This window comes from Sulfurimicrobium lacus (genome assembly GCF_011764585.1).
In the GTDB taxonomy this organism is placed as follows: domain Bacteria; phylum Pseudomonadota; class Gammaproteobacteria; order Burkholderiales; family Sulfuricellaceae; genus Sulfurimicrobium; species Sulfurimicrobium lacus.
This window is the reverse complement of the sequence record NZ_AP022853.1, coordinates 400,206-415,000: the sequence shown is the minus strand read 5'-3', so window position 1 is coordinate 415,000 and position 14,795 is coordinate 400,206. Positions and strand designations below refer to the sequence as shown.

Here is a 14,795-nt window from a genome sequence, read left to right as displayed (position 1 = left end):
CTGCTTAATTTAAAACATTTTTGCGCTTATTACAGTAACAACCATATTTTCATATCGCTGTCACAAAGCACTTGTATCTTGTGAGTCGCCTGGTTAATTCAGGCCGCCGAAACAGCTTGAAAACCACACTTCCCATCCGACAAGCGCCCACACTTATTGGCTGTATTTTTTTAAAGAACGTTTGCTGCTTTGCTTCACTTACCGCTTCTCGTCTCAGCGAGAGGTGCGCATTATACAGTCACCGTTCGCTACGTCAAGAAGTTTTTTGAAGCTTTCTTCCCGCTTCGTTGCGGTGATCTGCAACGAAGGTGCGCATCTTACAGGGCTTAAATTTTTTGTCAAACCCTTTATTTTCGCACTTCCCGGCGGCTTTCGCTGTTTCGCTTTGCCGTCGAGAGGTGCGCATTATACGGGGCTTGGAACGATGGTCAAGACTTATTTTTCAACTTTGTTAAAGGGAGACTAGCCGCCTTTGCCGAATCATGGAGTTAGAGCCCTTATCTCTTCCGCGCGAGACTCAAACAAGGCTCACACGCGCGAATTTTCGCTTCCCGACCTGGATTACAAAAGGGTCGCGCCCCTTCAACAAAAGACCCTTGTCACTCACCTTTTCGCCGTTTACCTTGATTCCACCCTGATCGATCATCCGCATAGCCTCGGATGTACTTGCAGTTAGGCCCGCCAGCTTGATCGCCTGGGCGATGGACAAACCATCGCCCACCGTCGGCAGGCTAAATTCCGGCATTTCGTCAGGCACGGCACCCTGACGGAAGCGTGCCTCGAATTCCGCAAGTGCGTTTTCTGCTGCGGCTCTATTATGAAACCGGGTAATGATTTCCTGAGCGAAGCCGACCTTGATGTCGCGCGGGTTACGCCCGTCGCTTACATCTTTCTTCCACTGCTCCACGACACTCAGCGGTTCGAAGGACAGCAACTCTATATAACGCCACATCAAATCATCGGAAACAGACATCAGTTTGCCGAACATCTCATTGGGCGGCTCATGTATGCCTATATAGTTGCCCAGGGATTTGGACATTTTGTTGACGCCATCCAAGCCCTCCAGGATCGGCATGGTCATGACCACCTGCGGGGATTGCCCATAATGCTTCTGCAGCTCACGCCCGACGAGCAGATTGAACTTCTGGTCAGTTCCGCCCAGCTCGACGTCAGCTTTCATGGCAACCGAGTCGTAGCCCTGGATGAGCGGGTACAGGAACTCATGAATAGCGATCGGCTGTCCGGACGCATAACGCTTGTGAAAATCGTCGCGCTCCAGCATTCGCGCCACAGTATGCTTGGCCGCCAGCGCGATCAAGTCGGCAGCACTCATTTCTCCCATCCAACTGGAGTTGAACATCACTAGCGTCTTTTCAGGGTCGAGTATTTTGAAGATCTGCTGCTCGTAACTTCTCGCGTTCTCAATCACTTGGTCACGCGTCAAAGGCTTTCGCGTGACATTCTTGCCGGTGGGATCGCCGATCATCCCGGTGAAGTCGCCAATCAGGAACATCACTTCGTGTCCAAGATCCTGGAACTGACGCAGCTTATTAATAAGCACGGTGTGCCCGAGGTGAAGATCCGGTGCGGTGGGGTCAAACCCCGCCTTGATGCGCAGCGGGCGTCCAGTAGCCAGTTTTTCGACCAGCTCCTGCTCCAGCAGTAATTCATTACATCCCCGTTTAATAGCCTGGAGAGCCTCGTTGACTTCACTCATTTTATTTACCAATCTTGAAAAAGATTAACTTTCCGCTACCCGGGTTTTTTGTTAAGCTTGCGCGCAACCTTCAACACGAAAACCATATAGGCAACATGCAGAACAACAAAGCAAGTATTTTATCCCAAAAGCTTTTTCAGACCGAACGAAAATTCCCACTACGCTGGATTGTCGCCCTTTCCGCACTTCCGCTGTTCGGCGTTGTAGCTGCCTTCGGTATCGCTCCAGACACCGATGTCAAACGCATTCCCGTACACACCGTGGTCGAGTCCCTGGCATTACCAAATATCAGCGCACAAACTGCGTCGACCCAGCAATTCTGGCGCGAGGAACGCATACAGCGCGGCGACACTGTTGCAGACCTGCTTTCCCGCCTCGATGTCAACACTCAGGATATCCAGGCATTTCTGAACGAAGCAAAGCATGCTCAAGCGCTTTATCAGTTAAAACCCGGGAAAACCGTTCAGGCACAAACCACCGAAGATGGCGAACTGCTTTCTTTACGCTACCACTACGGCGGCGACACCGTGCTGCTGGTTGAAAAACAAGGCGATCACTTCAAGACCAGCGAGCAAGCACTTCCCCTGGAACGCCAGGTTGTTATGAAATCAGGCCAGATCAGAAGCTCCCTGTTTGCCGCAACCGATGCGGCCAATATGCCTGATGCTGTTGCCGTGCAAATGGCCGATATCTTTTCAACTGACATTGACTTCCACCGCGACCTACAACGCGGCGATAAATTTACCGTCGAGTACGAAGCCTTCTACAACAAGGGCGAACTGGTCAAAACAGGCCACATCCTGGCCGCGGAATTCATCAACAGCGGAAAATCATACCGGGCAGTATATTTCCAGGACAATGATGGGCACGGTGGATATTACACAGCTGACGGAAAGAACCTGCGTAAAGCTTTTTTGCGTTCACCATTGGAGTTTTCGCGCGTTACTTCCGGCTTCACAACCGCCCGTTTTCACCCCATTCTGAAAGAATGGCGTGCACACAAGGGGGTTGATTATGGCGCACCGATCGGCACCAGGGTGAAGGCCACGGCTGATGGCGTGGTGGAACAGGTTGGGGCACAGCGCGGCTACGGCAACGTCATCGTGTTGAAGCACCAGGGTAAATTCGAAACCGTATACGGCCACCTTTCCGCGTTTGCCAGCGGTTTGCGCAAAGGCCAACACATCAGCCAGGGCGACGTCATCGGCTATGTCGGCATGACCGGTATGGCCACCGGCCCACATCTGCACTATGAGTTCAAGGTGGCTGGCGTGCAACGCAATCCGCTTTCGATCGAAGTGCCGACTGCGTTTCCCATTGCCGCGAACCAGAAGGCTGAATTCAACCGTATAGCTCAGCCTCTTCTGGCGAACCTGGATCTGTTGCGCGGCACCAATCTCGCCGCACTCGACTAAGCCCCGGCCGTGCACGCCTCCGAACTATATGTCGGCCTCATGTCCGGCACCAGCCTGGATGGCGTGGATGCAGCTTTAGTCGAAATCAGCGAGGGTAAAAGCCGTCTCGTCCATGCCATTTTCCAAGTTTTCGATGATGACCTGCGCCAAGAGTTGCTAGCGCTTAACCAGGCCGGACACAACGAATTACTTCGCGCCTCCTTGGCGGGGAACGCGTTAGCATCACGCTATACGAGCGCCGTTCAGACACTCCTAAATGAAACCATGCATCCCGTTTTGGCCATTTCTGCAATTGGCTGCCACGGCCAGACGATCCGCCATCGCCCGGACCTTGGTTTCACGATCCAGATCGGCAATGCCGCACTGCTTGCCGAACTGACAGGCATTAGCGTGATAACCGATTTTCGCAGCCGCGATATTGCAGCAGGCGGACAGGGCGCACCGCTGGTTCCCGCTTTCCATGCTGCAGCTTTCCGTTCTGCACAGCGCAACCGCGTTATCGTCAACATCGGCGGCATTAGCAATCTGACATGGCTGCCGGCGACAGGAGCAGTCACCGGTTTTGACTGTGGACCGGGCAACCTCTTGCTCGATGGCTGGACACAGCGGCACTTAGGCTCGCCGTTTGACCGTGATGGCGCCTGGGCTGCGAGCGGGATACTGATACCCGAATTGCTCCATAACATGCTGGATTTCGCTTTTTTCTCTGCCGCTCCGCCCAAAAGCACGGGGCGTGACATGTTCCATCTGGAGTGGCTGCAAGCTTTCCTTTACGGCAGTTACGCCCCGGCAGACGTCCAGGCCACCTTGCTGGAACTCAGCGCACGCTCGATCACGGACGCCATCCGGCGACATTGCGGGGAGGCCGATGAAATCTATCTGTGCGGCGGTGGCGCACATAACACGGCATTGAGAAAAAGACTGGCAGAAATGCTGGCCCCGCTGCCATTAAAACTCACTGACGAATTCGGCATCGGAACTGACTGGGTGGAGGCGACAGCCTTTGCCTGGCTGGCCTATCGCACACGGCACAGCCAGCCCGGCAACCTGCCGGAAGTAACCGGCGCACAAGGACCAAGAATACTAGGGGCGATTTACAACGCATGAATGAAAAAAGGGGCCTTAGCCCCTTTTTTCATTCAGCCCCGCAATTGATCAGGCAGAGAATGAAGATCCGCAACCGCAGGTAGTTGTTGCATTCGGATTCTTGATCACGAACTGCGCGCCCTGCAGACCCTCTGTGTAGTCGATCTCGGCGCCCACCAGATACTGAAAGCTCATCGGATCGATCAACAGGCACACACCATTTTTTTCGATCACGGTATCGTCATCGTTGGTCACTTCGTCAAACGTAAAGCCATACTGGAAACCCGAGCACCCGCCACCGGAGACGAATACGCGCAGCTTCAGATCAGCACTACCCTCTTCCTCGATCAGGCTTTTCACCTTGGCAGCCGCGCTATCGGTAAAGGTCAACGGGCTGGGCATTTCGGTCACTGCGCTCATATTCATACTCCTAAAATTAATGCAAAATCATATTCTGCTAAACTAAAGCGAATTAGTCAACTACTAGTCGCCCCTCGATCGCCACAGAAACCGGGGAAGGCAGTGCGAGCTGTTCCTGGTGAACCAGTTTCCCCTCGACAATTGCGCCCACGTGCATTTCCAGGGTTTTGTAATACACGTCACCTGTGACTCTCGACTTGGACTGGAGTTCCACATATTCCGATGCGTAAACAGGGCCGGCCACCGTGCCATTTACCACGAGGTGGGAAACTTCGATCACCCCTTCTATGCGAGCCTGTTCGGAAAGCACGAGTGTACTGGGCTGCCCACCCTCGGCGCGGACATTCCCCCGTATCTCGCCATCGACACGCAACCCCCCGGAAAAGGAAATATTACCCTCGATACGCGTACCGCTGCCTATCAGGCTATCGATGCGACTTTGTGGTTTTGGGGCTTTTTTACCGAACATGCTCATCCTCGTTTTCTGTCACGACAAATTGAATGTCTTGCTGAGCTTTGGCTGGGAAGAGCCCTCGCCAAAAACACGCGCCTCAACACTCTTGACCACTGCTGCAGGAGGCACTTGGAATTCCCCCTCCAACTTCTGATACGACTTCACGCTGACGACAAATTTCCCCTTTGCTGATGCATCGGCCGGAAAAGTTCGCAAAACATTCTTTCCACCATCCTGCGTTGTCACCACCAGTTGCAGACGCCCCTGAAAAACCTTATCCTGCTGCCCAGCCCGGACCAGCAGCAGCTGGTAGCGATACACCCCTGCCGCTCCAGGCTCGACCTTGAAACGAGAAACGGTCACTCCGCCACCGCGTTCGCCAGAGCTTACTCCGCGAATAAAGGCGAGTTGCTCCTTTAACTGCGCGTTCTCATCCTGCAACCCTTTGAGCGCGCGTTCTGTATCTTGCTGCGCAGCATTGTCAATCAGGCTATGGCGGTCGGCAGCAACCTGAACAGTCCGCAATCGCCCGTTATCCGCCTCGAGTTGCTTGACCTTGTCGCGCAACTGCACCAATTCCCGGTCCGTAGCGCCGCGATCGAACCCGGCAAACTGGCTCCCGATATCGTACATCCACCAAGCCAACCCGATGCCACAGCCCAAGGCCACAGCCATGAACAAGCCGCGCCAATACCACGCGACATGCGTTCGCACAGCCACCCGCCGCGCGCTAAGACCATATCGGCGTTTGACGGCGCGAGCCACTTTCCTCATGGCAAGATGGGAATTTGCTGCAATCCGGTCGCCTCGGGCAAGCCGAAGAGGATGTTCATGTTTTGCACCGCTTGGCCAGCAGCTCCTTTGACCAGGTTATCGATGACCGAGAGAATCACCACCGTATCGCCACCCTGCGGCCGGTGCACCGCAATACGACAGAAATTGGCAGAACGCACCGAACGGGTTTCCGGATGCCCCCCCGCCGGCAACACATCGACAAAATACTCGCTGGCATAATGTTGTTCATACAGCGCCTGCAAATCCACCTCTTTAGTGAGGCGCGCATAGAGCGTGGCATGAATGCCGCGAATCAAGGGCGTCAGATGCGGCACAAAAGTAAGCCCGACGGATGCGCCCGCCCGCCGCGACAAGCCCTGAACAATTTCCGGAAGATGGCGGTGCCCGGCCACGCCATAGGCCTTGAAATTGTCCGACGCCTCGCTGAAAAGCGTCGCCACCTCGGCTTTGCGCCCCGCGCCGGAGACACCTGATTTACAGTCAGCGACAAGGCCCTGTAGCTCTATCGCGCCCGCCTCGATGAGCGGCATGAAACCAAGCTGCACCGCGGTCGGGTAGCACCCCGGATTGGCGATCACCCGTGCGCCCTTGATTTCGCTGCGATTGATTTCCGGCAGCGCATATACCGCCTCGGCAACAAGTTCCGGGCAAGCATGCGTCATACCGTACCACTTTTCCCATAGGGGAATATCCTTGATACGGAAATCCGCCGCCAGGTCGATCACCTTCACACCGGCGTCCACCAGTGCCTTGGCCTGTTGCATGGCAACGCCGTTGGGGGTGGCGAAGAACACCACGTCGCAGCGATGCAGAGGCGCTTCAGCCGGGTCCTGAAATTTCAGATTTACGCGCCCGCGCAGGTTGGGGAACATGTCGCTCACCGCCATTCCGGCTTCCTTGCGCGACGTGATGGCTTCCAGATGCGCTTCGGGGTGCTGCGCCAGCAAGCGCAGCAACTCGACACCGGTGTACCCCGTGCCACCGACAATCCCCACCTTGATCATAACAACGCCTCTGCGACAGAAAGACACTAATCATAAAAGGACGCACATCGTTAGGCAACCAAACAGGCAATAAAAAAGCCGCCCATGGGCGGCTTTTTCGGCACCAGCGCAGATTAACGCTTGGAGAACTGCTTTGCGCGACGTGCTTTGCGCAAACCAACTTTCTTCCGTTCCACTTCGCGAGCATCGCGAGTAACCAGACCGGCTTTGGAAAGTTCGCTTTTCAGGCTTGCATCGTAGTCGATCAGGGCACGCGTAATACCGTGACGCACTGCACCAGCCTGACCAGACTCACCGCCACCAGCCACGTTGACCATGATGTCAAAAGTGGTGAGGTTGTTGGTCAGTTCCAGCGGTTGACGCACGACCATGCGGCCCGTTTCACGGGAAAAAAACACGTCCACAGGCTTGCCGTTGACGACGATATTGCCGGAACCAGACTTCAAGAACACACGTGCTACAGAGCTCTTGCGGCGGCCGGTACCATAGTTGTAATTACCGATCATGGCGTTTCCTTAGATTTCCAATGCCTTAGGCTGTTGCGCGACGTGCTGATGCTCCGGCCCGCTGTAGCACTTGAGTTTTTTCAGCATGGCGTAGCCCAGAGGGCCTTTCGGCAGCATGCCCTTGACTGCTTTTTCCAGCACACGGCCGGGAAAGCGCTGTTGCAGCTTGGTGAAGTTGGTGGTGTAAAGACCGCCGGGGTAACCGCTGTGACGATGATACAGCTTGTCTTCGGCCTTGTTGCCGGTCACGCGCAGTTTTTCAACGTTGACGACAACGATATAATCGCCGGTGTCCACGTGCGGAGTGTATTCAGGCTTGTGCTTGCCGCGAAGACGCGATGCGATTTCGCTGGCCAACCGCCCCAAAACTTTATCGGTGGCGTCCACCACGAACCAATCACGCTTGACTTCGTGCGATTTCGCAGAAAAAGTTTTCATGCAGGAATCCAGTTACTCAAATGGAGAAAGGGGCGCATTTTATTCCAGCTTCTGCCTCCCTGTCAAATAAAAACAGGACAGGGCTATAACTCGTCGGTTTTAGGCAGCACCCAATCTGGTAATATTGCCATATCTCGCGCCGCTCATGGCGCATCAACCAAGAGGAACTGTCAATGAAGGCACGTATCAAATGGGCCGGGGAAGCCAGCTTCATCGGCGAAACCGAAAGCAGCCACGCGGTGGTGATGGATGGGCCTCCCGAAATGGGTGGACGCAACATCGGACCGCGCCCCATGGAAATGCTGCTGCTCGGTACCGGTGGCTGCACTTCTTTCGACGTGGTGCACATACTGAAGAAGAGTCGTCAGCAGATTTCCGACTGCGTGGCTGAAATCGAAGCCGAACGGGCAAGCGAAGATCCCAAGATTTTCACCAAAATTCACATTCATTTTATCGTGACCGGTAAAGCTCTGAAGCCTGAACAGGTGGAACGTGCGGTGAAGCTCTCGGCCGAAAAATACTGCTCGGCGTCCATCATGCTGGGCAAGAGCGCCGAAATAACCCATGACTTCGAGATTATCGAGCAAGCCTAGCTCGGCTTCATATGTTAAACGCATTGCAAAATCGGTACGCATCACCTAAACTGATTTTCACTCTTTTTGGTTGGCCTTAATATGCTGTTTATTAAACATAATATTTGCATCAGCCAGTGCATGATTGCAGGGCTTGCAGTTTTCGCCTTCAATGCCGCTCATGCCGAAATCTACAAGCAGGTGGATGCGCAAGGCCGCGTTACCTATTCCAACGTGCCGATGAAGGGCGCTACCAAGTTAAACCTGGAGCCACTCAACACGGTGCCGGCAACACGCTCCAAAGCGAGCACGCCATCCCCTTCCGGCTTCCCCAAAGTGGACGGCGACACGCAGAAAAAGCGTGACGACACGAGACGCAAAATTTTGGAAGACGAACTCGCTGCAGAAGAAAAACTGCTGATGGAAGCCTCAGCGCAGAAGGATGCAACGGCGATCTCACTGCATGAAAAGAATGTTGCCGCCCTGAAAAAAGAACTTGCCAATATCAAGTGACGCCGCTGTCCTTCCTCGGCCTGGAGCACCTCTCCACGGCGGCCATCCTCCTTGACGCGCATTTCCGCATCGCCTACGCAAATCCTGCCGCGGAGAACTTGTTCGAAATCAGCCTGAGCCACATCAACGGCCTGGGTCTGCCGCAAACTTTCGGGCCAGCGACCACGCTGACCTCAGCCGCCGAACAGGCTCTCTCCAGCAACACCAGCGTAACCGAGCACGAGCTCATTTTCCCCAACGCGAGCAATACCCTGCTTTCCGTCAGTTGCACTATTACGCCAGTGGAAATCGGGCCAGTCCGGCTTATTCTGGAATTCCACCAGATCGACAAGCAACTCAAAATCGCACGGGAAGAACGCATGCTGCTGCAACAGCAGGCTAACCGCGAGTTGCTGCGCAATCTTGCCCATGAAATCAAGAACCCGCTCGGCGGATTACGGGGAGCCGCACAACTGCTGGAGCTTGAGCTACCCAAGCCGGAACTCAGGGAATACACCCAGGTGATCATCAAAGAAGCGGATCGCCTGCAGTCCCTGATGGACCGCATGCTCACCCCGCACCGCCTGCCGCAATACCGGCTCATCAACATTCACGAAGTACTGGAGCGCGTGCGCAGCCTTTTGCTGGCGGAGCACCCGCAAGGCATCGTCATCCGCCGCGATTACGACACCAGCCTGCCGGATATCTCCGCCGACCAGGAACAACTCATCCAGGTGATGCTGAACATCGCCCGCAACGCGGCCCAGGCGATGCACGGCCAGGGGGAAATCACCCTGCGCACGCGCATTGCCAGGCAAGTCACGCTGGCAAAAAAGCGTTACAGGCTCGCACTGATGATACAAATTATCGATAATGGCCCCGGCATCCCCGAGAACATTCGCGAGAAGATTTTCTACCCCCTCGTTTCGGGCCGCGAAGGCGGCAGCGGGTTGGGCCTGACCCTGGCGCAAACTTTTGTCGCCCAGCACCACGGCTCGGTCGAATGCGACAGTCAGCAGGGCCGCACGTGCTTTACAATACTGCTGCCGGTAACCGAGCCTTCCCACTAAATCTATTTAAGTAGCCTACATGAAACCGATCTGGATTATCGACGACGACCGTTCTATCCGCTGGGTGTTTGAAAAAACGCTGACGCGCGCCGGGCTGGATTTCAAGACTTTCGCTTCCGCGCAGGAAGCCTTGGCGGCCATGGAAACATCCACTCCCCAGGTCGTGGTGAGCGACATCCGCATGCCCGGCGAATCCGGACTGGAACTATTGCAGCAACTGAAGCAGCGCTTTCCCACTCTGCCGGTGATCATCATGACCGCCCATTCCGACCTGGAAAGTGCCGTTGCGGCATTCCAGGGCGGCGCTTTCGAATACCTTCCCAAGCCCTTCGACATTGAACACGCCGTCGAACTGATCCGCCGTGCCGTCGATGAAAGCATGAGCCAGAGCGGAACGCAGGAAGCACTCGAAGGAGCACCTGAAATTCTCGGACAGGCGCCGGCGATGCAGGAAGTGTTTCGCGCCATCGGCCGTCTTTCCCAGTCACATGTCACGGTATTGATCAACGGGGAGTCCGGCACCGGCAAGGAATTGGTGGCATGCGCGCTGCACCGCCACAGCCCGCGCGCCGACAAGCCCTTTATCGCCATCAACACCGCAGCCATTCCGCGCGACCTGCTGGAGTCGGAACTTTTTGGCCACGAGCGCGGCGCCTTCACCGGCGCCCAGGCCATGCGGCGCGGACGCTTCGAGCAAGCCGACGGCGGCACCCTGTTCCTCGACGAAATCGGCGACATGCCGCCCGAGCTGCAAACACGCCTGTTGCGCGTCCTCTCCGACGGCCAGTTCTATCGCGTCGGTGGCCATTCGCCGATCAAGGTCAACGTGCGCGTCATCGCCGCCACCCACCAGGACATGGAACAACGCGTCAAGCAGGGATTGTTCCGCGAAGACCTGTTCCACCGTCTCAACGTCATTCGCTTGCGTCTGCCGCCGTTGCGCGAAAGACGCGAGGACATCCCGCTGCTGGCGAAATCGTTTTTGCAGAAAAGCGCGCAGGAACTGGGTGTGGAGGCGAAAAAGCTTTCCGACGCCACCCTCAAGTATCTCGCCAGCCTGCCCTGGAGCGGCAACGTGCGCCAGCTGGAAAACGTCTGCCACTGGATCACCGTCATGGCGCCCGGCCAGAACGTTGAAGTCGCGGACCTGCCTCCGGAATTGCGCGAAGAAAGCCACGCCCCCGCTGCCACGGACTGGATTACAGCACTGGAACTGGTGGCCAACGACGCCTTCAATCGCGGCGAGAAAGGCATCATGGAAAACCTCACCCACCAGTTCGAGCGCGCCCTGATCTCCCAGGCGCTCAAGCACACCGCGGGAAGAAGAATCGAAGCAGCACTATTGCTCGGCCTCGGGCGCAATACTCTGACGCGGAAAATTCAGGAGCTGGGCATGGAAGACGGCGGAGAAGCCTGAGCCTTCTCCATCAGTTGTGCCGCCTCATGCTGCAGGAACTCCTTGAAACCCGCCGCCACCGGGGATAGCCGCTTGTTCTGACGATGCACCACGAACCAGTGCCGCACAATGGGGAATGACTCCACGTCCAGGATGGCCAGACGGCGCGTTTCCAGTTCCAGCGCCACGGTGTGCAGCGACACGATGCCCAGCCCCATGCCCGCCTGCACCGCCTGCTTGATGGCCTCGTTGGTGCTCATCACCATGCCGGTATTGAACGCGATGCCGTGCTCCTGGAAGAAACGCTCCATGGCGCTGCGCGTGCCCGAGCCCGCTTCGCGCACGAGGAAGGTCTCCCCTGACAGCTGCTGTACCGGTATGTTTTTTTTGCCGGCCAGCGCGTGGTTCGGTGAGGCGATCACCACCAGCGGGTTCAGCATGAACGACTCGGCGGTCAGGTCCTGACCCTCCGGCGGCTGGCCCATGATCGCGAGGTCGGTTTCATTGTTGGCCAATTGCTGCAGCAGCACTTCGCGGTTGGTGACGTCAAGATTGATCGTGACGGCAGGATGGCGCTGGCAGAAGTTCGCCAGCAGCTGCGGGGCGAAGTAATTCGCGGTACTCACCACGGTAATTTTCAGCCGCCCGAGTTCCAGCCCTTTCATGCGCGACAGCACGCCCTCCATCTCGTCCAGCTGCTCGGCAATGGAGCGGCTGTAATGGAACATTTCCTGCCCCGCCTCGGTGAGAAAAATCTTTTTCCCCATCTGCTCGAACAAGGGCAAACCGACGCTTTCCTCCAATTGCTTTACCTGCATAGATACAGCCGGTTGGCTTAAATGGAGCGACTCGGCCGCGCGCGAAAAACTGCGCTGGCGAGCCACCGCCTCAAACACTTTCAACTGGCGCAACGTGAGGTGTAACATGGGCACTCAACTCCATTCAGCCATAAGCTAATACTTATGGTAACAATCATAACAATTTAATGTTTCTTATACAAATTGATACGTATAGTGCTCGTCATCGCATCAGAATCATTCCCACGGGAATACATTTATAACCACAGGAGAAAGTAATGGATCAATCAGCACGTTACGCCGACCTTAGTCTGAAAGAAGAAGACCTGATCAAGGGCGACAAGCACATCCTCGTTGCTTACCATATGCAGCCTGCCACTGGCTATGGCTACCTGGAAGTGGCCGCTCACATTGCCGCCGAATCCTCCACCGGAACCAACGTTGAAGTCAGCACCACCGACGATTTCACCAAGGGCGTGGACGCACTGGTATATGAGATCGACGAAGCCAAGGGCGTGATGAAAGTCGCTTACCCGAATGACCTCTTCGACCGCAACGTCACCGACGGCCGCGCCATGCTGGTTTCGTTCCTGACGCTGGCGATTGGTAACAACCAGGGCATGGGCGACGTGAAACAACTGCAAATGCAGGACTTCTATGTTCCCTGGTCCATGCTGCGCCAGTTCGATGGCCCGGCCAAGGACATCACCGACATGTGGGACATCCTGGGTCGCCCACGCGTCAATGGTGGCTACATCTCCGGCACCATCATCAAGCCCAAGCTGGGTCTGCGCCCCGAGCCGTTCGCCAAGGCTGCTTACCAGTTCTGGCTGGGTGGCGATTTCATCAAGAACGATGAACCACAGGGCAACCAGGTGTTCTGCCCGGTCAAAAAAGTGATCCCGCTGGTGTATGACGCCATGAAGCGCGCCATGGACGAAACCGGCCAGGCCAAGCTGTTCTCCATGAACATCACCGCTGACGACCATTATGAAATGCTCGCCCGCGCTGATTTCGCGCTGGAAACCTTTGGCCCGGATGCCAACAAGGTTGCATTCCTGGTTGACGGCTATGTCGGCGGCCCCGGCATGATCACTACTGCCCGTCGTCAGTACCCTGGCCAATACCTGCACTACCACCGTGCCGGTCACGGCGCTGTGACTTCGCCATCCTCCGTGCGTGGTTACACTGCCTTCGTGCTGGCCAAGATGTCTCGTCTGCAAGGCGCTTCCGGCATCCACGTCGGCACCATGGGCTACGGCAAGATGGAAGGCGGCAAGGACGACCGCGCCATCGCTTACATGATCGAGCGTGATTCCGCTGATGGCCCTTACTACCATCAGGAATGGCACGGCATGAAGCCCACCACCCCGATCATCTCCGGCGGCATGAACGCGCTGCGCCTGCCAGGCTTCTTCGAAAACCTGGGCCACGGCAACGTGATCAACACCTCCGGTGGCGGCTCCTACGGCCACATCGACAGCCCGGCAGCCGGCGCAATCTCCCTGCGTCAGTCCTACGAGTGCTGGAAGTCTGGTGCCGACCCGATCGAATTCGCGAAAGAGCACAAAGAGTTCGCGCGCGCTTTCGAGTCTTTCCCCAAAGACGCCGACAAGATCTTCCCGGGCTGGCGCGAAAAACTGGGCGTACACAAGTAAGCTCAAGATTCAAAGCTATGTAGCGAAACGCGCCCCCACTTTGCTGGGGGCGTTTTTTTCCGGGTGAAGAAACCCCTTTTCTCACGCGGATTACGGAGAAAATCATGACCGAAAACGAAGTTTCAGTGAAGGCTAACGTGAGCGAAGCGAACGTAAAGCAAAGCGGCCGCAACTACAAAGATCAATACAAGGTTCACAAGGAACCTTTCTACCAGCCCCAAAGCAACGAGACGGCGCTTTACGAAGCAGCCTACGCTGCGCGTCTGCCCGTCATGATCAAAGGTCCGACCGGTTGCGGAAAATCCCGCTTCGTCGAACACATGGCCTGGAAACTGGGCAAACCACTGATTACCGTAGCCTGCAACGAGGACATGACGGCATCCGACCTGGTCGGTCGCTACCTGCTCGACGCCAACGGCACGCGCTGGCTGGACGGCCCGCTGACCACGGCAGCACGCATCGGCGCCATCTGCTACCTGGACGAAATCGTCGAAGCGCGCCAGGACACCACGGTGGTGATCCACCCCCTGACCGACCACCGCCGCACCCTGCCGCTGGACAAAAAGGGCGAACTGCTCGAAGCGCACCCCGACTTTCAGCTGGTCATTTCCTACAATCCGGGCTACCAGAGCCTGATGAAGGACCTCAAGCAATCCACCAAGCAGCGTTTTACCGCTTTCGAGTTCGATTATCCGGAAGCCAAGCTGGAAGCCGCCATCGTGGCCAAGGAAACCGGCATGAGCGAGGAACTGGCGAGCAAACTGGTCAAAATCGGCACCACCGCACGCAACCTCAAGGGCCACGGTCTGGACGAAGGCATTTCGACCCGCCTGCTGGTCTACGCAGCCACCCTCATCAAGGGCGGCGTGGAGCCCCGCGACGCCTGCCGCATGGCGCTGGTGCGCCCAATCACCGACGATGCGGACATCCGCGACACGCTGGATCACGCCATCGATGCGACCTTTGCTTAAAAGG

Annotated in this window: 16 protein-coding genes; 8 read left to right on the top strand and 8 right to left on the bottom strand. The window is 56.3% G+C overall.

The window, feature by feature from the left end:
• Positions 1-517: 517 nt before the first annotated feature.
• Positions 518-1,717, bottom strand: coding sequence for a tyrosine--tRNA ligase (tyrS, locus tag SKTS_RS02020; protein WP_173059580.1), 1,200 nt, complete (start codon positions 1,715-1,717; stop codon positions 518-520).
• A 14-nt stretch (positions 1,718-1,731) separates the two neighbouring features.
• Here tyrS and SKTS_RS02015 point away from each other — a divergent pair, with 14 nt between their 5' ends.
• Together SKTS_RS02015 and SKTS_RS02010 are read left to right on the top strand one after the other, a co-directional pair.
• Positions 1,732-3,132, top strand: coding sequence for an OapA family protein (locus tag SKTS_RS02015; protein ID WP_342343002.1), 1,401 nt, complete (start codon positions 1,732-1,734; stop codon positions 3,130-3,132).
• 9 nt (positions 3,133-3,141) lie between these two features.
• On the top strand, positions 3,142-4,239 hold the full coding sequence (locus SKTS_RS02010; RefSeq protein ID WP_173059576.1) for an anhydro-N-acetylmuramic acid kinase: 1,098 nt from the start codon (positions 3,142-3,144) through the stop codon (positions 4,237-4,239).
• Positions 4,240-4,287: 48 nt separating this feature from the next.
• On the opposite strand, the gene erpA is transcribed toward SKTS_RS02010, so the two are convergent.
• The 6 genes from erpA to rplM all read right to left on the bottom strand — a co-directional run bounded on the left by erpA (position 4,288) and on the right by rplM (position 7,835).
• On the bottom strand, positions 4,288-4,638 hold the full coding sequence (erpA, locus tag SKTS_RS02005; protein ID WP_173059573.1) for an iron-sulfur cluster insertion protein ErpA: 351 nt from the start codon (positions 4,636-4,638) through the stop codon (positions 4,288-4,290).
• A 52-nt stretch (positions 4,639-4,690) separates the two neighbouring features.
• Positions 4,691-5,107, bottom strand: coding sequence for a bactofilin family protein (locus SKTS_RS02000; RefSeq protein ID WP_173059570.1), 417 nt, complete (start codon positions 5,105-5,107; stop codon positions 4,691-4,693).
• Positions 5,108-5,125: 18 nt separating this feature from the next.
• Positions 5,126-5,767: a DUF6776 family protein gene (locus SKTS_RS01995; protein WP_173059567.1), complete on the bottom strand. Its 642-nt coding sequence runs from the start codon at positions 5,765-5,767 to the stop codon at positions 5,126-5,128.
• A 95-nt stretch (positions 5,768-5,862) separates the two neighbouring features.
• Entirely contained in the window at positions 5,863-6,891 is a 1,029-nt protein-coding gene (gene argC, locus SKTS_RS01990; protein ID WP_173059564.1) for an N-acetyl-gamma-glutamyl-phosphate reductase, read from the bottom strand.
• 113 nt (positions 6,892-7,004) lie between these two features.
• Positions 7,005-7,397, bottom strand: a complete 393-nt coding sequence (rpsI, locus tag SKTS_RS01985; RefSeq protein ID WP_173059561.1) for a 30S ribosomal protein S9 — start codon at positions 7,395-7,397, stop codon at positions 7,005-7,007.
• Between the two features lie 9 nt (positions 7,398-7,406).
• On the bottom strand, positions 7,407-7,835 hold the full coding sequence (gene rplM, locus SKTS_RS01980) for a 50S ribosomal protein L13 (RefSeq protein WP_173059558.1): 429 nt from the start codon (positions 7,833-7,835) through the stop codon (positions 7,407-7,409).
• 173 nt (positions 7,836-8,008) lie between these two features.
• Here rplM and SKTS_RS01975 point away from each other — a divergent pair, with 173 nt between their 5' ends.
• The 4 genes from SKTS_RS01975 (at position 8,009) to ntrC (ending at position 11,386) form a co-directional block, all read left to right on the top strand.
• Positions 8,009-8,428 carry an OsmC family protein gene (locus tag SKTS_RS01975; RefSeq protein ID WP_173059555.1) on the top strand — a complete coding sequence of 140 codons (420 nt, stop codon included), beginning with the start codon at positions 8,009-8,011 and terminating at the stop codon, positions 8,426-8,428.
• An 81-nt stretch (positions 8,429-8,509) separates the two neighbouring features.
• Positions 8,510-8,920, top strand: a complete 411-nt coding sequence (locus SKTS_RS01970) for a DUF4124 domain-containing protein (protein WP_244617422.1) — start codon at positions 8,510-8,512, stop codon at positions 8,918-8,920.
• The gene (glnL, locus tag SKTS_RS01965) at positions 8,917-9,969 is read left to right on the top strand and encodes a nitrogen regulation protein NR(II) (protein WP_173059552.1); all 1,053 of its coding nucleotides are present in this window, start codon (positions 8,917-8,919) and stop codon (positions 9,967-9,969) included. Before SKTS_RS01970 ends, glnL begins: the two co-directional genes overlap by 4 nt.
• Before the next feature lie 19 nt (positions 9,970-9,988).
• The gene (ntrC, locus tag SKTS_RS01960) at positions 9,989-11,386 is read left to right on the top strand and encodes a nitrogen regulation protein NR(I) (RefSeq protein WP_173059549.1); all 1,398 of its coding nucleotides are present in this window, start codon (positions 9,989-9,991) and stop codon (positions 11,384-11,386) included.
• Here the strand turns inward: ntrC and SKTS_RS01955 are convergent.
• On the bottom strand, positions 11,350-12,291 hold the full coding sequence (locus SKTS_RS01955) for a LysR family transcriptional regulator (protein ID WP_173059546.1): 942 nt from the start codon (positions 12,289-12,291) through the stop codon (positions 11,350-11,352). The two genes, ntrC and SKTS_RS01955, sit on opposite strands and share 37 nt — an antisense overlap.
• Before the next feature lie 149 nt (positions 12,292-12,440).
• Here SKTS_RS01955 and SKTS_RS01950 point away from each other — a divergent pair, with 149 nt between their 5' ends.
• Both SKTS_RS01950 and SKTS_RS01945 read left to right on the top strand, forming a co-directional pair.
• Entirely contained in the window at positions 12,441-13,820 is a 1,380-nt protein-coding gene (locus SKTS_RS01950; protein ID WP_173059543.1) for a ribulose-bisphosphate carboxylase, read from the top strand.
• A gap of 104 nt (positions 13,821-13,924) precedes the next feature.
• Positions 13,925-14,791 carry a CbbQ/NirQ/NorQ/GpvN family protein gene (locus SKTS_RS01945; RefSeq protein WP_244617421.1) on the top strand — a complete coding sequence of 289 codons (867 nt, stop codon included), beginning with the start codon at positions 13,925-13,927 and terminating at the stop codon, positions 14,789-14,791.
• Positions 14,792-14,795 lie beyond the last annotated feature (4 nt).